Annotated in this window: 20 protein-coding genes and 3 pseudogenes; all 23 read right to left on the bottom strand. The window is 71.4% G+C overall.

What is annotated here, in order from left to right; all coding sequences use genetic code 11:
* Positions 1-85: 85 nt before the first annotated feature.
* The gene (locus ABZ865_RS09620; protein ID WP_361226430.1) at positions 86-487 is read right to left on the bottom strand and encodes a hypothetical protein; all 402 of its coding nucleotides are present in this window, start codon (positions 485-487) and stop codon (positions 86-88) included.
* A 265-nt stretch (positions 488-752) separates the two neighbouring features.
* Positions 753-1,349: a hypothetical protein gene (locus ABZ865_RS09615; protein ID WP_361226427.1), complete on the bottom strand. Its 597-nt coding sequence runs from the start codon at positions 1,347-1,349 to the stop codon at positions 753-755.
* 179 nt (positions 1,350-1,528) lie between these two features.
* A pseudogene (locus ABZ865_RS09610) lies at positions 1,529-1,986 on the bottom strand (XF1762 family protein).
* A complete protein-coding gene (locus tag ABZ865_RS09605; protein ID WP_361226424.1) occupies positions 1,983-3,776 on the bottom strand; it encodes a TraM recognition domain-containing protein in 1,794 nt (597 codons plus the stop codon). Before ABZ865_RS09605 ends, ABZ865_RS09610 begins: the two are co-directional and overlap by 4 nt.
* A gap of 133 nt (positions 3,777-3,909) precedes the next feature.
* Positions 3,910-4,059, bottom strand: a pseudogene (locus ABZ865_RS09600) (DUF317 domain-containing protein); the annotation flags it as partial.
* The gene (locus tag ABZ865_RS09595; protein ID WP_361226421.1) at positions 4,056-4,595 is read right to left on the bottom strand and encodes a hypothetical protein; all 540 of its coding nucleotides are present in this window, start codon (positions 4,593-4,595) and stop codon (positions 4,056-4,058) included. The gene ABZ865_RS09595 and the pseudogene ABZ865_RS09600, both read right to left, overlap by 4 nt.
* A 74-nt stretch (positions 4,596-4,669) precedes the next feature.
* Positions 4,670-5,491, bottom strand: coding sequence for a DUF317 domain-containing protein (locus tag ABZ865_RS09590; protein ID WP_361226419.1), 822 nt, complete (start codon positions 5,489-5,491; stop codon positions 4,670-4,672).
* Entirely contained in the window at positions 5,482-5,838 is a 357-nt protein-coding gene (locus ABZ865_RS09585) for a hypothetical protein (protein WP_361226416.1), read from the bottom strand. Before ABZ865_RS09585 ends, ABZ865_RS09590 begins: the two co-directional genes overlap by 10 nt.
* A gap of 29 nt (positions 5,839-5,867) precedes the next feature.
* Positions 5,868-6,671, bottom strand: coding sequence for a DUF317 domain-containing protein (locus ABZ865_RS09580; protein ID WP_361226414.1), 804 nt, complete (start codon positions 6,669-6,671; stop codon positions 5,868-5,870).
* Entirely contained in the window at positions 6,668-7,051 is a 384-nt protein-coding gene (locus ABZ865_RS09575) for a hypothetical protein (RefSeq protein WP_361226411.1), read from the bottom strand. Before ABZ865_RS09575 ends, ABZ865_RS09580 begins: the two co-directional genes overlap by 4 nt.
* Positions 7,052-7,326: 275 nt before the next feature.
* Positions 7,327-7,530 carry a hypothetical protein gene (locus ABZ865_RS09570; RefSeq protein WP_360965078.1) on the bottom strand — a complete coding sequence of 68 codons (204 nt, stop codon included), beginning with the start codon at positions 7,528-7,530 and terminating at the stop codon, positions 7,327-7,329.
* On the bottom strand, positions 7,527-8,282 hold the full coding sequence (locus ABZ865_RS09565) for a hypothetical protein (protein WP_361226408.1): 756 nt from the start codon (positions 8,280-8,282) through the stop codon (positions 7,527-7,529). The genes ABZ865_RS09570 and ABZ865_RS09565 overlap by 4 nt, the downstream gene beginning before the upstream one ends.
* Positions 8,283-9,024: 742 nt before the next feature.
* Positions 9,025-9,876: a relaxase/mobilization nuclease gene (locus ABZ865_RS09560; RefSeq protein WP_361226405.1), complete on the bottom strand. Its 852-nt coding sequence runs from the start codon at positions 9,874-9,876 to the stop codon at positions 9,025-9,027.
* Positions 9,873-10,661 (bottom strand): hypothetical protein, encoded by a 789-nt coding sequence (locus ABZ865_RS09555; protein WP_361226402.1) that lies wholly within the window; start codon positions 10,659-10,661, stop codon positions 9,873-9,875. The genes ABZ865_RS09560 and ABZ865_RS09555 overlap by 4 nt, the downstream gene beginning before the upstream one ends.
* A complete protein-coding gene (locus ABZ865_RS09550) occupies positions 10,658-11,083 on the bottom strand; it encodes a hypothetical protein (protein ID WP_361226399.1) in 426 nt (141 codons plus the stop codon). The genes ABZ865_RS09555 and ABZ865_RS09550 overlap by 4 nt, the downstream gene beginning before the upstream one ends.
* Positions 11,084-11,182: 99 nt before the next feature.
* The gene (locus ABZ865_RS09545) at positions 11,183-11,680 is read right to left on the bottom strand and encodes a hypothetical protein (protein WP_208611265.1); all 498 of its coding nucleotides are present in this window, start codon (positions 11,678-11,680) and stop codon (positions 11,183-11,185) included.
* Positions 11,681-12,641: 961 nt separating this feature from the next.
* Positions 12,642-13,831: pseudogene (locus ABZ865_RS09540) on the bottom strand (hypothetical protein).
* The gene (locus ABZ865_RS09535) at positions 13,828-14,286 is read right to left on the bottom strand and encodes a hypothetical protein (protein WP_361226396.1); all 459 of its coding nucleotides are present in this window, start codon (positions 14,284-14,286) and stop codon (positions 13,828-13,830) included. The pseudogene ABZ865_RS09540 and the gene ABZ865_RS09535 overlap by 4 nt, the downstream one beginning before the upstream one ends.
* A gap of 38 nt (positions 14,287-14,324) precedes the next feature.
* Positions 14,325-15,431: a hypothetical protein gene (locus ABZ865_RS09530; protein WP_361226393.1), complete on the bottom strand. Its 1,107-nt coding sequence runs from the start codon at positions 15,429-15,431 to the stop codon at positions 14,325-14,327.
* Entirely contained in the window at positions 15,424-16,167 is a 744-nt protein-coding gene (locus ABZ865_RS09525) for a glycosyltransferase (protein WP_361226390.1), read from the bottom strand. Before ABZ865_RS09525 ends, ABZ865_RS09530 begins: the two co-directional genes overlap by 8 nt.
* A gap of 48 nt (positions 16,168-16,215) precedes the next feature.
* Positions 16,216-16,731: a hypothetical protein gene (locus ABZ865_RS09520; protein ID WP_361226388.1), complete on the bottom strand. Its 516-nt coding sequence runs from the start codon at positions 16,729-16,731 to the stop codon at positions 16,216-16,218.
* A 141-nt stretch (positions 16,732-16,872) separates the two neighbouring features.
* Positions 16,873-17,667, bottom strand: coding sequence for a hypothetical protein (locus tag ABZ865_RS09515; RefSeq protein WP_361226386.1), 795 nt, complete (start codon positions 17,665-17,667; stop codon positions 16,873-16,875).
* A gap of 291 nt (positions 17,668-17,958) precedes the next feature.
* On the bottom strand, positions 17,959-18,732 hold the full coding sequence (locus ABZ865_RS09510; protein ID WP_361226383.1) for a hypothetical protein: 774 nt from the start codon (positions 18,730-18,732) through the stop codon (positions 17,959-17,961).
* Positions 18,733-18,752: the final 20 nt, after the last annotated feature.

The following is an 18,752-nucleotide window of genomic DNA, read 5'->3' as shown; positions in this document are numbered from 1 at the left end:
CAGGGTCCTTGGATGAGGCGGGTGTGGAGGGGATCGGCGGTGGCCAGGTTGGTGCCTTTCCCGGCGGGTGGGCTGTCGCCGGAGGTCAGCGGCGGCGCCCGGCCGGTGGAGTCGTGGGCGCGGGTGGTCTGGCGGTGTGGCGCGGTTGCGCGGCAGGCGGCACGGGCGCGGCGGGATGGCTGCTGAAGGCGGGGGCGACGGCGTCGAGGGTCTTGGTGACCTGCTCGGCCTGGTCGCGGGCGTCCCGGAGCTGCTCGGCGACGCTGTCGGGAAGCCGGTCCCATTGGGCCTGGTACTGGTAGCGCTGGATGATCTCGGTGGCGTTGCGCAGCTGCTCGGCGAGCTGTTGCAGGATGGCGGTCTGCTGCTCGGGGGCGGTCGCGGTGTGAGTGGCCTGCAGCAGCGCGTCCAGGGCGGTGGGCAGCGGATCGTCGTCCGTGGGAAGGCCGTAGAGCTGGGCGTGCAGTGCTTGGGCGAAGACCGTCACGGGGCCGCCGCAGGAGCCGTGATCGTACTTGGCTCCCGCCTGTCGGCGGACGCTGAAACTGACGGTCACATCTCGGGGAGCGGCGCCGGGACGTATCTGGTCGGCAAGCGCGCAGGCGAGGTCATGCGCGCTCGGGGTGTCGGATGACGTGGCAAGACTCCAAGAGGGAAAGCGGTCAACGGCTGGAGTGCGAAGGTGTGCACCGCCGCGCGCCCTTGACCGCGGCTCGACGATCGTTCACACCCCGACCCCACCCGCGTGGGGGTCAACGGGTGTGAGGGCGGGTCGAAGGCGTGGTCGGTGAGCCGGGGGCGGCAGCTGACGGGCGGCGGGGAGCGGGAGGGATGTCGGCCGGCGTGGGGATGCCGAGGTCGACGCGGACTCTGAGACCGTGGGTGTAGGCGTGGGTTTCGGCAGCTGTCACGGCGCCGAGCAGGCGGCGCTCGTCTAGCCCGTCCGGCGGCCGATAGGAAGAGCCGTTCGGGGTGAAGCCGTGCCGTTCCAAGAGGGAACGGGCGGCGGCGGTCCTGGCCGTCACCGCCACGGTGCCGTCACAGAAGTGGAAACGAATCTCCGGATCGGCGACGGGACTGCCGGGGCTCCAGCGGGTCGTCCAGCAGAGATCGATCAGGTCGTGGGTGTGGGCCAGGAGCCCGTACATCGCGATCCCGGCGCGCTCGTGCACGTCCTGGGCAGTGCCCGGGGGGAGCAGGTAGAGCGTGCGGCCGAGGTGCTCGCGGGCGAGGAACCCGGCCTCGGTCAGCAGCCGGTCGGCATCGCGGATGCGGCGGTTGATGACGACGAAGGTGTGCCCGTCGTCGGTGGACCCGATGAACACATCGGGGATGTCCAAAAGAGACACGGTGGTCCAGGGGATTGGGGAAAGAGGATCTGGCGGTTGCTGAGGCGGGCCTGGCGAGCCTGCACGTGGTACCGCGCCTGCTGAGCGGGACGGCCGCGGCGATGACCGCGTCCAGCGCTGCTGGCGGACGTCATGTCGTCGGGATCGTGGGATCCCTAGATGTCGATGAGCGTGTGCTGTCAGGGCGCTTGCCACAGTGTGCGAGCGATCTGCGAGGTTCCGCGGTCCGTCCGTGGCCGGGACTGCGTGTGCCAGCCCTGCCTTGGAGGACGGTGGGCCAGGATGCGCCACCCGGCGCCGCGCAGCGAGGCTCCGCTCTCCCCTGCCTGCGTGTAGGTGATCAGTCGCCGGTATCCGAGCGCTTTGGCCGCTCTCCAGGCGGCGCCGTAGAGCAGGGAGTTGGCGTTGCGTGTGCCGTCACTGGCGGTTCGGGTGACTTCGAGTGTGGTGCCGTCGTCCAGGTGGCGGGCGACGGGACGGCCGACCACGGCCACGGCGCGCAGGATGCCGGCCTCGTCGGCGGCACCGAGGGAGAAAATCTGTCCGGCGGGCGGCGGGTGTGCCGGTGCCAGAGGCGGACGAACTCCTTGGCGTCGCGGGAGCGGACGGGCACCAGGTGCAGGCGCGATTCGCTCACGCGGCGGGCCCGAAGTCGGACTGGATCGGTGCGTGCTTGGCGATGGCCCGGGCGGTGATTGCCTTTGACGCGCGGTCGGACGCCGCGGACAGTTCTGCCGCGCCGGGCTCCTGGTACCACGGGCGCAGGTCGAGCATGGCGGCGCGCAGACCGGTGGCGAAGCAGAGGGCCGTGCCCTTGGGCAGGGCGCGGATCTCGTCGGCGGGAAGGATCCGCTGCTGTCGCATCGACACCGAGGTCGACTTGCCGGACTCGGAGTGCGAGGTCGAGGTGGTCTCGACGTCGTGGTCGCCGATCAGGCGGGACAGCTTGTCCGCGAAGTCTGGGTCGTCGATACCGGAGCCGATGACCTTGACGGTAGAGGCGGACCACATGGCGTCCATGCCGGCGTCCCCCCAGACCTTCTGGCCCTGGCGGTAGGACTGCAAGATCGTGATCGGGATGATGCCGCGCGACCCGAGGTGCGAGTACAGATCCGGGAGATCGGAGATCTTGCACACGTTGGCGGCCTCGTCGAGGATGGCGAGCATGGGCGGGTCGAGGCGTCCGCCGGCGCGTTCGGCCTGGGCGGTAGCGGCCCGCATCACCGAGTCGGCGCACGCGGCGATCAGCGCCGATGCTCCGCCTCCGCCGTCCTTGCTGAGCAGGAAGAGGGTGTCGGTGGAGGTGACGAACTCGGACGGCCTGAACTCGGGGACGTTCTTCTGCGGGGTGACCCAGGCGGCGATCTCGCTGTTGAGCAGCGCGGCGGCGTACTGGCGGGCGGTCTCGTAGATGCCGTCCCGGGTTTCCGGCGGTCCTTCCACGGTGCCCTTGAGCTGGGCGGCGACGGCGGTGAATCCGTGGTCGCGGAGGATGTCGAGCGGGGTGCGGTCGGCGGGGAAGGCGAGCCACTGCATGACGTCGGTGATCGGCCGCTCGTCCAGGGCCGTGGCGAGGAAGAGCTGGGCGAGGATGTTGGATCCGGCCTTGGACCAGAAGTCGCCCTGCTGGCTGGCGTCCACGGAGGCGGCGAGGAAGTGGCCGGCCAGCCGCCCGGCGCCGTCGAGGGTTTTGGCGTCCGCCAAGGGGTTCCACCACATCTCGCGGGCGGCGTGCGCGATCTGCTGCGGGTCCATCGACCACACCCGTCCCACCGCGGCGCGGGCGTCGTAGGTGGCGGTGAACGCATCGCCGGCGGCCTTGTTCGAGGTCAGCAGGACCGGGCCGGGCGCGGCGAGGATGGAGGGGATCGCGAGCGAGGTGGTCTTGCCCGAGCGGGGCGCCATGATGGCGACGGCCACGTCCTCGTAGCCCATGCGGACGTCGTGCTTGGTGCCCTGCAGGTTGCCGAGGAGGATGCCGGTGTCCCGGGCCTCGATGTGCTTGGCGTCCTTCAGGCTCGGGCGCAGGGAGCGGGCCTTGTCGGTGATCGCCTTGGCCATCAGCGGTTCGATGTCCCGGGCCTTGGCCATGCCGGTGATCTTCTTCTTCCGGCCGCCGCTGCGGTTCTTGTGCCGCGCCCACAAAACACCCGCCGCTGCCCCGAGGGCCAGGAGCAGGAGAACGGGCACGACGCGTGCCCCGATCAGCAGGGACGTCTCTCCCATGTAGGGCCAGAGACGCTCGGGGTGGAGCAGGGCGGTGGTCGGCTGGTACGGCGCCCAGCCGCCACCGGTGAGGTAGGCGGTGATGTTGCCGGACAGCCAGGCGAGGTGGGACAGGGGGACGACGACGGCTGCGACGCCGATCAGGAGGCGCAGGATGAGGTCGTACCCGTCGGTGGAACCGTTGGAGGAGGTGGGTGGCAAAGAGTTACGTGCCTTCCGGGCGGGGGCGGGGCATTCAGCGGCTGCGGCTGTTCCTGGCCGGCGGCTGGCGCGGCGGGCCTGGAGTGCTCGACGGGACGGTGCGGCGCGTCGTGGGGGCGTGGACGCGTTCGTCGACCGGGGTGCGGGCGCCGAAACTCGCGTACCAGGCGGGCCGGTCCGGCTCCGCTGCATGGTTGAGGGTCCACCACTGTCCGTCGGGATCGGGTTCCAGGCGCAGGAGGGTCTCCTGGTCCGGGCTGGAGAGCAGGACGCGGGGTATCAGGCGGGCGTGCTCACTTCCGTGCCGTAGCTCGCCGGTCTGGCGCGGTGGCCGGGGCCGGTGTCGGTGTGGGGGGCCAGGGGTGAAGGGGCTTTACGGGCGGCCGTGTTGATCTCGCGGAGCGCCTTGCCGTGGGTGGCCCAGTCGTCGAGGTAGCTCCACGATTCGGCGTAATGTGCGGCGAGTGCGTCGTCGAAGTCCGGGGTGCCGGGCTTGGCGGTGGCGGGGAGGGCGTCGCGGGTGACCAGCCATTGCTTGTGCAGTTCGTCGAGTCGGTCGAGTGCGTCGCGCAGGACGCCCAGCTGGTAGACCCAGCGGCTCTGCACATTGGTCTCAGGCAGGTGGGCCAGTTGCGTTTCGGCCGTGGCCAGCAGGTGACGGGCGCCGTACCGGAGCGGCTCGAACGCCTCGGCGGTGTCGGCGTCGCGCTGGCTCGCGCGCCTTCCGTAGGCGTGGTCGTCGTAGGGCCAGCCGTCGAGGTCGGTGTGTTCGTCGGAGTAGGCGTCCCAGGCGTCGAGGATCTTCTTGCTGTCGCTCACGTAATGGTCGAGGTGACGGAGGAGGGCGCGGTGGGCGCGGTGATCGGCGGAAATGGGAAAGGGGTCCTGTCGGTTCAGCGGCGGGCGGCCGGCTGGGCGGTGTGGGCCTTTGCCGGGGTCGGTGCGGGTTTCGTCTGCTGCCTGCGGGCGGAGCGTGCCCGGGCACGGAGCGACTCGATACGGGCGGTGTGGGCGTCGACCACCTGCTGCGGGCGCAGCGGGCTGGGCTCCTGCACGGCGCTGTAGTGGCCGGTGCGGTCGTACATGCCGCGCTGGAGCGGGCTGCGGTCGGCCAGCGCGGTGAGGAACGATCCGACCTGGTGGGCGGGGACGTCCTCGTCGAAGTAGGCGTGCCAGATGCGCGGGCCGGGGAACTGCCCGTCGCCGGGCTCGCAGGTCTCAACGTGCCAGGACGACCGGCCACTGAATTCGCTCAACGGGCGCAGTTCGATGTGGCACATGGAGTCCGGCGAGCGCGCCGTACCGTCCGAGTCGCGGTGCCAGCCCGCCGAGGTCACCGGCTGCCACGGGTCTGGCTGTTGTGGCGACGGGGCGATGAGGGCATCGGTGAAGCCGGCGAGGACCTCGGCGGGCACGAGTTCACCGAACTCGGCGTACCAGCCGGGCTCGGTGTCGATGGGCTCGGCCCGCAGCCGCCACCATGCAGAGGTGGCGGACTGCGGGTCGAACTGGAGGCTGTGGCGAAGGTCGGGACTGCGCAGGACGATCTCGGCACTCAAAGGGTCGGAGACGGCGCTCCATCCGGCGGTGGCCAAGCCGTGGGTGACGTGGCGGGCATCCCCGGGGCCGGCGAGATGGCGGGGGCTGGTGTCGAAGGGGATCCGCCAGGCGTGCTTGTCGGCGAACCCGGCGAGCTGCCGTTCGCTCAGCGGCACCGACCGCACCCCGGCTCACTCGCGGCGGCGCTGCCGATCTCCTTGCGCAGCTCGTCCAGGACGTAGTGGAGCATGTACTGGTCGGTCTGCACCCACGCCGCGGCACGCAGCTCGGTGACCAGATCACTGATCTTCTCGCTGCGCGGTGTGTTCGGGTGGCTCTGTACGGCGCGGGCGAGGGCGCGCAGGGTGTCGCCGAGCTGGATGGGCAGGCCGGTGTATTCGTCGAGGAGGGGCTCGACGAGAGCGAGCGCCTCCTTGGGGTCGGGGTTCTCGCGCAGGTATTCGGTGAGGCGGCACAGGGTGTCGGTCGCGGCGCGGATGGTGTCCGGGGTGAGTGCGGGCATCGGTCTCCTCGGGGTGGTGGGTGTCGTGGTCAGCGGCGGGTTCGTGTGCTGTCGCCGGCAGCGTGGGCGCGGGCGGTGGTGCGCGGTCTGGTGCTTCGGGCGCTGTTGCGGGCCCAGGTGGCGGCTCGGGCGGCCGTGATGCGGGCCTGTTGCCAGGCGCTGAGTTGGGAGGGCTTGACGGATACCGACCAGGTGCGGATCTGCGCGCTGTGCGGGACGCGTCCGCGCGGGCGCATCACGGGGTCGGGGCTGGCGAGTTCGGTGGAGAAGGCTTGCACGAGGTACATCGGGGTGTTCGGCGTGAAGTGGGCCGTCCAGCCGTTGCCCTGTTTGTCCTGCGCTCCGGTCCACCACATCGCCGTGCCGTCGGGGTTCTGGCGGTACTGCATCCAGGCGGTGCCATCGGGGCTGGTCGCCACGTAGTGCTCGCCCTCGAAACGCGTGTGCCAGTTCTGCTCCTGCAGCGGAGCCCAGACGTTGGGGGCGTGTGCGGAGCGGGGACGGGTGAGGGCGTCGGTCAGGCCGGCGACGATCTCCACCGGGGCCTGACGGCCCAGATGCGCCGACCACTCGCCGCTGGCCCCGTCTGCCCGGCCGTGGATGGTCCAGCCGCCGGGAAGGACGTAAGGGTCGTAGGCGACGCGGACGGTCCGGTCCGGGCTCTCCATGAACAAGGGGCCGCCGGTCTTGGACTTGTCCCGCCAGCCCGAGGCACGCAGGAACTCCGAGACGTGCCGGACGTCGCCGCCGCCTGCCAGAGCACGGGGCTGGACGAGGTAGTGCTGCTCGGCCTGCTCGCCGGGCCCCCAGCCCTGCCACTGCTTCTTCTTCACCGGCGCCGCCGGACCACGAGCGGTGCGGGCACTGGGCGCTTCGCCTCGGTGGTGGCGGGCTGGGTGCTGACGTGCGCCAGGGCGTCCTTGTGTTCGTCCAGGTCGAGGGTGATGTCGTGCATTTCGTTCGAGGCACGGCCCAGAGCGAGCCACACCTCCGCGGGGAGCGCGCCGCGCTCTGCCTGGTCCTTGGCGAACACGCTTCCGGTGGCGACGAGGTGAGTGACGCCGCCGAGGACTCCGGCGTCCGGGTCGAGAACGCGGGCGATGACCTGCGCGGCCTGGGGCGGGGGAAGCTGCGAGAGGTGGTCGGCGAGCTGGCCGAGCTGGCGGGTGATCTCGTCGGCCAGTCTCACCGGATAGGGGGCGGGGTGGGACATGCTCCTCCGGGGCGGTGAACGGTCAGTGGTGGTGGCGCTGCCCGACGCGCTGTGACTCGGTGAGGACGCCCTCTGGGCGGGCGCCGGTCAGCGGGGAGGTGTGGTCGGGACCGGTCGGTATGCAAGCGCGCAGATAGCGGCGGAACAGGGCTGTGGCGAGCCGGGGCTTGAGCCGGTTGCTGATCGGTGGGGGTGTGCGGGGTGCTACGGGTTTCTCCGGGAGTCGGGCGGTGTGCTGGGCGGCCCCGGCGTGGTGCCGGGGCCGCTCGGGCGTCTTACGGGGTACGGCGGGCCGGTGCGGAGTGCGACGGGGAGCCGTCCGGTGCCGGTTGCTGCGCTGCGGGACGGGCCGCTCTGGTGCGGAGGCCGTGCATGGCCCGCCGGTAGGTGGCTTCGTCGAAGACGCCGGGCGTGCACTTGACGTCATGACCGGTCAGGAGCAGGGAGGGGATGCCCAGGTCGGCCTCCGCCTGGTTCATCGAGTCCTGGCGGACGTACGGGTGCCGGACGGGGTCGGCGGCATGGATGCCGGGGCCGAGGTAGGCGCGGTCCGTCCAGGGGGGTGCTGGAGGGCGGTACCGATGCCGAGCGCGTCGAGGCGCGGGCCGATCTCGCGCAGGGCGCGGGCCTGGACCTGGGTGTCGTCACCACCCAGGCGGTAGATGCCGCTCTGCGGGTTCTGGATAAAGCCGTGGGCGACGAGGATCGTGCCGGCCCGGTCGTCGGCGGGGGCGGTGGCGACGCTGCCGTCCGGCTGCCAGGTCAGGACGATCCGGTCCGGCTGGGAGGGCTGGATGCCACCCAGGGCGTTGTGCCGGACCTGTGCGAGCGCACGGTCGTAGCGGGCGAGCAGATCGCCAGCGACCTGCTCGGCACTCAGGAACGGGTCGTCTGCCAGGGCGACGCCGTTGGGCTCAGGGACAGCCCGGTACGCCTCGTCGGGCAGGGCGCGCGGGGCGACGGCGGCGAGAAGGAAGCCGTCGCGTCCGTCGGGCCGGTCCAGGAGGACGAGCTGGGCGCCGTCGGGGCGGCTCAGGACGGCTGCCTGCGTCAGCGGGTGCTCGGCGAGGGAGGCGGCGACCAGGTCCAGGTCCCAGATCCGGTCGGCGATTTCGGCGAGGTCGTCTTTGGCGTCGGCTGTCAGGTGCGTGCTGGTCCAGGTATCGGGGAGTTCACCGGCGAGGACGTCGGCGTACGAGGCGAGGTGCTCGGAGGTGTCGTGGTCGTGCATGGTGTCCTTGGGCAGTTGCAGGGGCTCAGCGGCGCAGGCGGGTGGCACCGACGGGCGGCGGTGCCGGGGCCGGCAGTGCACGCGGCGGGGGTGGGCAGGCGCACACGGCGGAGCGTTCGGGCTCGTGGTCGGGAACTTGCTCGGCGCAGGCGCGGCGGCCGGGGTGAGGGGCGTGCCGGTCGGCGAGCCGTTCGCGGGTGTACGCGAGGTCGGAGTGGATGACGCGGACGTATTCATCGACGAGGTAGCGCAGGCGCCGGGCGGTGTGCGGATCGGTCGCGTTGCCGAGTCCGTCGAAGAACTCCGCCAGGGCGCCGAGGGTTTCCTCGAACCCGGCGAGGATGCCGTCGTGGGGCGCGGTGAGTTCGGTGAGGATGTCGGCTGCCTCGGCGGTGTCGGTGGCTTCGCGCAGGCGTTCGGCGAGGTGGGAGACCGAGGTACCGAGCGTGGGATAGCGCGCGGGGCGGGCGTCGGCGTCGAACGGTTCGTCGCAGTCGACGTGGTACCCGGCAGCCCGCAGGCGCGCTACGGCATCGGTGGCGAGACGGGACTCGTCGTCCTCGGTGAGGCCGGCGGGTGCGCGGTGGTAGGTCTCGTGGAGGCGGACGACCGCGATGAATCCCGTGCGCTGGAGAATGCTGTGTGCCCCTCCAAGTCACCGCCGCGTGCGAGGAGTTCGCTGGAGTGCGAGTCACGGCGGATGTCCAGGAAGCGGTCGGTATGGGGCAAGAAGGCGTTGCTCCTACGGAGATCTGTGAGCGGTGTGCCGGGCTACGGGCGGTGCAGCGGCGATCCGGGACCGGCGGACCAGGTGGTCCGCGGTGGTGTCCAGGTCCTGCTGGATCGCGTGGAGCCGGCGGGCGATCAGCTCCAGACCGTGAGCCGCTTCGGTGCCGGCGGCTCCGGGCTGGCGGGCGATGCGGTGAGCGGTGTGCTCGATCAGTCCGCGGACCGTGGCCAGCGGGCCGGCCTGCTCGTCGGCGAGCTGCGTAAGGACGCTCGCGAGCTGCGCGGATGCGGTGGGCGCCGTACGGACAGCGGGGCGTGCCGCGGGTCCGTTGCGGGCGGGGATCAAGTTGAGATCCTGTTCGATGCGGCGTGCCTCGTCCGCAAGGCGCCGCAGGATGTCTGCGGGCGGGGTGCGCCACGTACCGTCGAGGTGGATCAGGTTGGCGATCAGGTCCAGGCGTCCGGGCTGTGCCTGGACGGCGATCCACCGCCAGCCGTGCTCCGCGGCGCCGGGTATCTCGATACCGGCGGCTCGCGCGAACCGGTGAGCGGTTTCGGCCCACTCGGGACCGGTCAGCTCCCGGTCGTCCGGGTGGAGGCGGATGTCGAGATGGAGGATCGCCCGCCGGTCGTCGTCCGCAGTGGCAGTGAACGGATGCTCCAGGTAGGGATCTTCGAGGTGCTCGGCCCACTGAACGGATGTCCAGGTTCTCTGCTCGTCGTTGGGGGTGTAGTAGTCCAGGCCCGGCCAGTGGGCGACGATGGTGTACTCCGTCAGGCCCTCGTTCGGGGAAAGGGGCCGCCCGAGTGCCTCGGCGAGCGGGTCGCGCGGCGAGTGGGTCCGCGCGTGCAGGCGGGGGATCATGACGGCACCCCGCTCGACGTGCGGGCGGTCGGCCGGTGCTGATGAAGGTCGCGGGCTGCGCAGAGCAGGGAGCGCTCGCGGACCAGGTCGGCGTGGACCGAGGTGTCGCCCGGCGGGAGACAGTCGATCGCCCGGTCGATGGCACCCAGCCCTTCGTCGTACCGGCCCAGCCGGCGCAGGGCACTCGCCACGCGGAAGAGGACGATCGGGTCGCTGCCGGTGGCGAGGGCCGGTCGGGAGCTGAGGGCCAGGAGACGCTCCGCGCCCTGGTCCAGGTCCTGGCCGAGCCACAGCCCGTGCAGCAGGACGTGCAGGGTCTTGGTGTGCTGCCCGGCCTCCGCGAGGACCTCGTCCATGACCGCCAGGCCCTCCGGGCGGGACTGGCCCAGCAGCGCGAAGGCGTACAAGGCCCGGGTGTAGCAGTCCAGCCGCTGACGCGCGGTTTCCGCGAGTTGTTCGACGAGGCGTTGGAGGGTGGGGCAGTGGAAGTCGAACCGCAGGGCGCTCAGGTACAGATGAGCCAAGGTGCGGGCGGTGATCGGGTCAAGGCCCATTGCGGTGACGTCCTGCGGGGACAGCAGGGCCAGGACGCTGTGGCCGGCCGACCGTGCCGCCCAGGCAGCATCCGCGCACACCTCGGCCGAAGTTCTCCAGTCGGCCTCGATGTCGCGGAGGTCTTCGGCCAGGTGAAGCGGCCAAGAAGAATCGACCGGAGATGCGGTGGCTCGGGCCCTGGCTCTGTCGAGCGCGGCGGAACGGCCGGGACGGTGCGTGGGGGAAGTCATCGGCCACTCCGGATGTCCGCGATGTGCACGAGCTGGCCCAGGGCGGTGGTGGTGTACCAGCCGCAGTCGATCAGCTCGTCGCGGTCGGCGAACCGCGTAAAGAGGGCATCCTCCATGGCGCGCAGGTAGATCAGGCAGTCCGGGCAGCGGCGCGAGAGGTGCACGAGGTAGCGGGGGTGGGCGGTGACGTAGGACTGGGCGCCGCCGGTCGCATCACGCAGCCGCCAGCCGTCCTCGTCGGTCGGGGTGTGCCAGGACGTGGCCACGACGCGCATCGCATCGCCCCACAGTTCTCCGCCGGCCATCCCCTTCAGGACGACGACAGTGTCACCGGCCTGGAAGTGGGCGTGGGTGATGTCTCGATCGGGGGTGAGCGGGTCGGGCGTCGGTGCGAACGCCGAGGTGGGCGGAAGCTGGGACATGAGTTCCTTCCACGCAGATGCTGGCGGGGTGGGAGCATCAATAGTCCGGAGGAACGCCGGTTTGGCTAACCGGCGTTATCCGGCTATGTTGCCCAGCCGTCAGTGGAACGGGTTCTCCGTCCCGCGGTCCGCCTCACTGGCTGCGTCGAGGAGTTCGAGCAGGTCAGTGCCTTCGGCGTCGCGCTGGTCGATCCACCATCCGGCACGGGTGATGGCGCGGGCCTTCTCCTCCAGCTCCGCCCAGTCCGCCTCGTCCCACGTGCCCTCGATGACGAGCGCGGTGTGCGCGGATGTCATCAGCTGGTGGCGGGAGCGTTCGCCCCAGTCCAGGGCCTTGGCCGGGCCCTCCAACTGCGGCATGTCGAACTGCTTCGCCCACGCGAGGGCTGCCTCCTGCTCCTCGGCCCGCTTGGCCGCGAGCCACTCCTCCTTGGACCCGGTGTCGGCGTCGCGCGCCGCCTTCCAGCAGTCGGTGCAGTCCTTCGACGCGAGCCAGCGGGCGAAGCCTGCCCGCTTGTCGGCAGGGCGATTGGACAGGTCATGATCCACGCGGTGGGAGCAGGCGTGCTCCACGGTCCAGTGCGTACGAACAGCCATAATTCGATCTCCTCAAAGGGGTTGCAAGGTGGGGGTTGCGCCCTGATCAGGGCGTCTTATGCCGGCCACGGAGCAGGCACCGGCGCCAGCCGCACCGCGACTGCCCGCGGGGCCCAGACGTCGGCGCGCGGCGAGAAGGACGGTGAGAGCGAAGGCCGCGCCGGTGCCAGGGAGCGCCGGGGCGGCGAGCGGCTGCTTTGCGAGGTGTCCGGCGAGGGCGGTGCGGCGGGCGGGACGCTTGGCCAGGAGCACGGCCACCAGGAGAGGTGTGCCTGCAACGAGGCTTCGCGCGTGAAGACCAGGTAAGTGGGAGTCGCTGCAGATCGGCGCTTGGGCTCCCCCGAAGCGGTCACCAACTTGTCTGTGTGTCAGTGGGGTTGGCTACTATGGACGTGGTCGACGAGATCCTTGAAAGGCATGGTGCATCGGTGATGATGGCCAACCGCTACGGCGCTCCATCCGAGGAGCGATAGGCGCGCCTGGCCGGCGCTTCCCTATCGCGACGCCCGCTGGGCGGCGACGCTGTGACGTGAATCCAGCGCAGGATGCACCCTGCCCTGATTCAGGTGACGGCGCTCCGACGGAGTTTGGGAGGGCCCTACTTGTCTGCCACCACTTCTACCTGTGACCACCGCGTGTATCACGTTGTCGTCGTTGCTTTGGTATCCGTCATCGCTGGGCTGGTTGCGGGGATCGGCTCCGCTGTTCTGGGGCAGCCTGCCCTCACCGCCGTCGCTTCTGGCGGGGCCGTCCTTGCCTTCACCTACGGCGCCGGCATGACCGCCGTGTCACACGTGAGTAAGCGTCAGCAGTAGCCGCTGCTCCGGGGCGGCTGGCATGGCCGCCCCTAGGCCGTGGGCGCTCAAGACAGCTCACGATCGTGCTCGTATTTTGCGAGGGCAAGGTTGATCGCGTACTGCTCCATGGGCTCGTGTTCGTCAAGACCAGGGGGACATGGGGCTTAGCGGTGTCGGGCGGTGGTGCTGGCGCGGGGTGGCGGCGTGGGCGGTGTGGTGTCCACGGCGGGGCGCGGACGGGTGCGCAGCACGGGGATGCGGTGCGGGGGTAGGACGGCGACGGTCGCGCCGAGGTCCTCGGCCGCCTCTCCGACTTCGCGGGTGAGGAACTCGATCTGCCGGCTCAGCGCTGCCAGGCGGGCGGCGATCTGGCGGCACTGCACGGTCTCCAGGGCGCTGGCGAACTGGCCGCTGGTCTCCAGGAGTTCCTGCAGGCGGACCATCGGGCCGCGTCATAGCCGCGCTGGACAGCGCTGAGAAGCGCATTGGAGGCGTCACCGGCACTGTGGCCTTCGACGACATCGCGGATGAGGTCCTGCAGGGACACCTCCGGGACCGGTGTCGAGCGGTTGAACCGGGAGACGTCCGCGCGCAGCACGCCGGGCGGAACCGGAGCGGGCAGCACCTTGCCCGCCCCGTACTCGTGGGTGTAGTGCCCGACAACCTGCCAGCCCGGTGCGTCCGGGTCGCCGCGCAGCGCGACCACCGTCGAGTCGTCATCCTCGACCAAATAGGCGAGGGTGATCGGCTGCCCGTCGGCGGCGTACCACGACTCGGTCAGCTCCAGCTCGCCGCGCCTTTGCGCGGCCTGGGCCTTCTTGGTCCACATTTGCTGTTCCTCGTCGGTCAGCGGAGCTTTGTGGTGCTGGCCGCCCTGCTGGTCGGCGAGGTTGCTGGCGATGGAGCCGTGGTCCGCCCAGGCGGCCAGGTGCGGCCACAGGGCCGCGTGCTGAGCGCGCGCGGCCGGGGGACCGGGGGCGGCTGGCCGGTCGAGCGCCCGGGGGATCTCGGCGGCCGAAACGGCCAGGCCGTCCAGGACGGCCCGCCACCCGGCCAGGTGCCGAGCGGGTGGAAGCTCATCGAGCACCAGGCGGGCGGCATCGAGGAGAGCCTCGGCGTGCGGGGCAAGGTGGGCGGCGTACGCCTCCACCGCGGCCTTGTCGCGGTGGGCTCGTGCGGCAGCCGCGGCGCCCGCGTTAACGGTACGACCGTAGCGGTCGCGTGTCCTATCGAGCGCGGCCTCGGTCTTGCGGTCGATGACCGCCAGCCGCAAACGGAAGTCGCGTGCCGCGTTGGCCAGTTCGGGAGCGGTCGGCAAGGGGCCGTCGGGGGCCGGACTGCTCGCGGGAGTCATCGGGACCGCCCGCCGGTCGCGGCCGTCAGGTGGACGGTCGGAGCGTAGGTGGGCTTCGGCGGGATCGACCGGGCCGCTGGCGGGGAGGTGGTGGGCGGTGTAGTGCGCTGCGTCGTCCGGCCGGCAGCGGCCTGGGCGAGACGGCTGCGGCGCTCCTCGAGTCCGTGGGGCCGGGCGGGGTGTGCCGGTCCGGCCGAGAGGGACGGGTCAAGCCGGATGTCGGCCTGCACGGTGTAGCCCTGGCGGCGCAGGTCGTGGACGGCTTGGCGGGTGCGGCGGACTCCGTCGCGCTCGGGCTCGCTGAGCCGGTACAGGCCGGGTTCTCCGGGAACGGGCTCGAACTGCTCGCGCTCCAGGTACCAGTGGGCGAGGTGCGCGGGCATAGACGCGGTGAAGGAGGCGACGAAGCCGTGTTCCTCGTGGTCGCCGAAGGCGAAGTGGGTGCCGGGGTGCAAGGGGGCAGTGTTCTCCTCGGGGCGTGGGGCGGAAGGGGTCAGGGGCCGCGGTGCGCGGGCCGGGCCGTGGTGAAGGGGCGGGCCGGCGCGGCGACGGGCAGGGCCGGGCGGCGGTGGGGTGCGCTGATGCGGGCCTGCCGCAAGAACGTTTCGCCGTCAGTGAGCCAGGTCTCGATGGCCGGCCACGCGCGTGCTCGGCACTCCTGCTCCGGCACGAAACCGCCGTGGACGATCTCGTCGACCAGGGTCTCGGCATCGATCACGGCGTCGGCCAGACGGGAGAGGGCCGCGGCGTCGTCGGGCCACGGGCTGCTCGCGGGTCGGCACCGGTCGAGCAGCGCCGGGGGGTGGTCGACGACGGTCAGGAAACGGCGCCAGGCGTGGTCGAGGAACAACTCCGTCGCGGCGCCGAGAGCGGCGGCGCTCAGCGGGGTGGCGTCGCTGTAGCGGCCGGAGGCGTTCATGGCCTGCCAGGTGTCGTGCTCGCAGCGAATGTCCCCGAGCACGGCGGCGATGGCCGCCGTCTGGCGGGCGTGGACGGCCTGCTCGTAGGCGGGGAGGTACCGGCCGGTGAGGGCCTGGGCAGCCCGCCCGGCAACCGGCGGCAGGACGATGCTGCGCGGGGCGTGGGGATCGCCGTAGCCCCCTTCCAGTCCCTTGGGCGAGAAGGCTCCGACCAGGTAGTCGAGTTGACGGCCGGGACGTTCGATGAACAGCAGCGCGGTGCGCTGCACCGCGTCGGTGAGGAGCGCGGCGTAGGGGATTCGCTCGGTCTGGACGGCGCGGCCGAGTTCGCCGCTGTCCCAGATCCAGGGGACGAGGTCTTCCTGCCAGGCGGGGTGCGAGTAGATCTCGACCGAGGCGTGCCACTGGCCGGGCAGGAGGCGCGCGAGGTCGCGGGCGGCGTCGCCGATGAACCGGCGGCTGCTCGTGTGCACGCTGGTGCGGTGCCGCTTCGCGCACGTGACCAGGTCGACCACGGTGGTCTGGGTGCCGTCCGCGGGCAAGTGCCAGACGCCCTCGTCGTCCCGCTGGAAGCCGCTCTCCGCGAGGGCGGTGTGCGCCCAGGCATACCGCTCGCCCGAGGCGATGGCGACGATCCCGGACTCCCGGCTGTGCGCCAGGATGATCTGCGCCTCAGTCACGGACCAGGTCCTCGCCGCCGCGCAGGACGGCGCGCAGGCTGCGGCCGTACGCCCAGGCGTGCTCACGGGCAGCCGCCTCCAGCTGGTCGTATCCGACCTGGGCTGTCATCTGCCCGTTCCACTTGCGGTATCGGTACACGGGGACCGGCAGCAGGATCCCGGGCGCAAGAGCGGTGACGCCGAGGGCCGCGCAGTAGTCCTCGCCCTGGACGAGGCCGCCCATCGGCGCGGCGCGCACGAGGTCGGTGCGGGCGAGGATCGTAGTCGGCCCGATGGGGATGGTGTCCGCCGGTGACTTCCAGTACGTCCACACGTCACCGGCCTCGTGCCGGCCGGGCGGCGTGGGGCAGCGCCACAGGGTGGTCGAGCCGTCGGGGTGCTGGTCCTCGCTCCAGCCGGCACACCAGCCGACTCCGGTGGACTCCAGGGTGTTCAGCCGTAGAGCCATCGCATCGTCGGTGAACTCATCATCATCGTCCGCCCAGTTGGTGTACGGGGTGCGTACGTGGTTCAGGGCCAGGTTGCGGGCGCAGGCGGCGCCGACCGGCCGGGGCAGCGACAGGGTGCGAACGCGGGCATCTTGTGCGAGCGGGGTCGGCAGGCGGTCGGGCGAGGCACCGTCGAGTGCGATCACGGCCTCCCACGGCACGGACTGCCGGGTCAGGCTCGAGTGCATGGCGGTCAGGTAGTCGAGCCGGTCTTCGCGCAGGCGGCTGGCGATGACGACGGTGATCAAGGGCGTGGTGCGCGGGGGCAGGGAAGGCTCCGGGAAGACGAGGTCAAGCTAGCGGCGGGCGGTGGGGCGCGAGGGGCTGGCCTTTGCCGGGGCTGCGGCAGGAGCGCTCGGACTCGGCGTGCTGCGCGATGCCCGGATAGCGGGCGGGGAGTCGCGGGAGGACCAGGCCGCCGGGTGGTCGTTGAAGGCGGTGCGCGGGTCGATGGCCCAGCTCACGATGGGGCCGATGTCCTCGTGCAGGAGGCTGATCACCTCGACGCCCTCCTTGTGCAGGACGTACCCCCAATCCATGTCCTGCGCATCGGCGGTCTCGTCGGTGACCGACATGCGTACCGGCGGCGAGCTGTCCGGGGTGACCAGGTGGTCGAGGGTTCGGCTGGGCCAGTGGTTGCCGCCGGTCAGCGCGGTCACGAGTGCGGGCGGGGCATCGTCGAGGAGATCGGTGCCGAGTTCGTCCCAGCCGACGGCGACGTCGTCGATGAGGTGCCGGCACATGGCCTTGATGTCGCGTCCGAACTTGTACTGGTAGGCGGCCAGGAGCAGGGGGAGGTGGTGGCTGGGCACGCCGTCGAGCTGGACGTGGATGCCGGTGTAGCCCTTGCCGACGGTGGGGCGGGCGATGAAGGAGCGAGTGGACAGGGAGCTCTCCGCAGCAAGCAGGGGGCGGGAAATGCTCGGCGGCCATCAGGTGGCGCGCGGGTGCGTCTACACGCGGTCCGACCAGGACGGGACCGGCGGGCCGGAGGCATCGGTGCGGGCGCAGGTGTAGCCGATCAGGCGGGACGGGGCGGCCTTCGCGGGGACGGTGGCGGCGTCGTTGCACACGAACGTGTACGTGATGGAGGTGCGGGGCACATCGTGGAGCCAGGCCCGGTCCTCCTTGCCCGGGTTGATCTGCAGGCCGGAGTGCGCGACGGCGTCGGTCTGCGTGTGCATGTGGGAGAAGAGAACCAGCGCGCCGCCGTCGGCGGTCTTGAGAGCGTAGGCGTCCTTGTAGCGGTTGGCGGCGCCGGCGAAGACGGTGGTGCCCTGGTCCCCGAAACGGGTGCCGGTCTTGTCGTGGACCTCGATCTGCCGCTTGCTCGCCGTGGTCGGCTTGAAGACCTTCGTCCCGGTGTGCGTGCCGCCGGTGGCGAAGTTGTCGAGCACCGCGGCACGCAGAACGCCGGCGTCGGCGGCGAGGTGCTTGTTGCCGTCGGCGGCGACGGCCGTCGCGTACCCGTCGTGGTCGAGTGCGATGTCCGGCAGTTTCGGGCTGTCGAGGTCGACGACGGAGACCATCTCCCAGCGCTTGTGCTGGGGTCGTTCGGCGAACACCGCCAGACGCGAGGGGGCCTTGCCCTTGTCGTCCGAGAGCGCGGCGGCGAACCAGCGGTCCTGTCCGGCGGCCAGGCGCGGGATGTACAGCTTGGTGCTGGCGGTGTCGTAGGACCAGGGCTTGTAGGGCGTGCGGTCGGCCGCGGGAAGTCCCTCGGTCTCGGCGTAGTCCGAGACGGACATGGCGTACAGCGGGCCGTCCTCGATGGTGCCGAGCAGGGCGCGGTTGCGATCGGCGTTGGCCTCGTTGTTGATCTGCGAGTAGTGGGTGATGACGGCGCGGGCCTGGGCGGCGCTGGGGGCAGGCGCCGGCTGCGGCGCGCTGCTGGCGCTGGGCGTCTGCTTGGCGACGGCAGCATCGTTGTCGGTGGCACAACCGGTGAGCGCCAGGGCGAGGCAGGCGGCGCCGACGAACAGCGGCAGGGTGCGGCGGGCGATGCGGATGGAGACTCCAAGGATCTAGGGGCAGGGGGGTCAGCGCGTACGGCGGAGCGGGGACACGGCCTTCGCTGAGGCCGGCAGCAGGGCGGCGCTGGTGGTGGGCGCCGAGTGGCGCAGGTTCACGCCGATGCCCTTGGCCGTGAGCTGCTGGACCACGGAGTGGACGCGAAGGGCACGACCGGTGCCCCCGTAGGCGGTGGGCAGGAGAAACGCTGCTTGGTGCGGGTGGTACTGGAAGCCGTGGGTGTACAGGGTCATGCGGGCATCCACCGGCACGCTCTCGTACGGTGCGCCGAGGGGTCCGTCGCTGTACAGGGTCAGGGTGAGGACCTGGTCGACCTGCGGTGGGGCGGGCCGGTGCGGAGGCTGGGGCTGGTGCTCCGCGTTGTTGAGGACCGCCCGCAGGGCCTGTTCGTAGCGGGGTAGCAGCCGCCGGGCGATGCGTGCTGCCGCCCGCGCGGGGTCCTTGGGAACGGCGATGCCGTTGGGTTCCGCGACTCCGGCGAAGTGGTGGGGCTTGATGCGCGCGCCGTCGGGGGCGAGCGCAGCGACGACGAACTGGTGCGGGTAGCGAGGCCGGTCGGTCACGTAGAGCCGCTGGTCGGCCGGCCCCTGGAGCACGGCGTCGTGGGTGAGGACGTACTGGCTGACGACGTAGTCGACGTGGCCGGTGTCCCAGAGCTGTTCGGTGCGGGGGAACTGGTCGGCGTACTGCGAGTGGCGCTGGTACTGGCTGGTCCAGGTGCCGGGCAGGCGCGCGGAAAGGCCGGCGGCGAAGGCGGCCAGGTCGGTGCGGAGTGAGGTCATGTGTTCCGGGAGGGAAGCGA

The sequence above is a fragment of the Streptomyces sp. NPDC047085 genome, assembly GCF_040643735.1.
In the GTDB taxonomy this organism is placed as follows: domain Bacteria; phylum Actinomycetota; class Actinomycetes; order Streptomycetales; family Streptomycetaceae; genus Streptomyces.
This window is presented reverse-complemented; position numbering and strand designations above follow the sequence as displayed.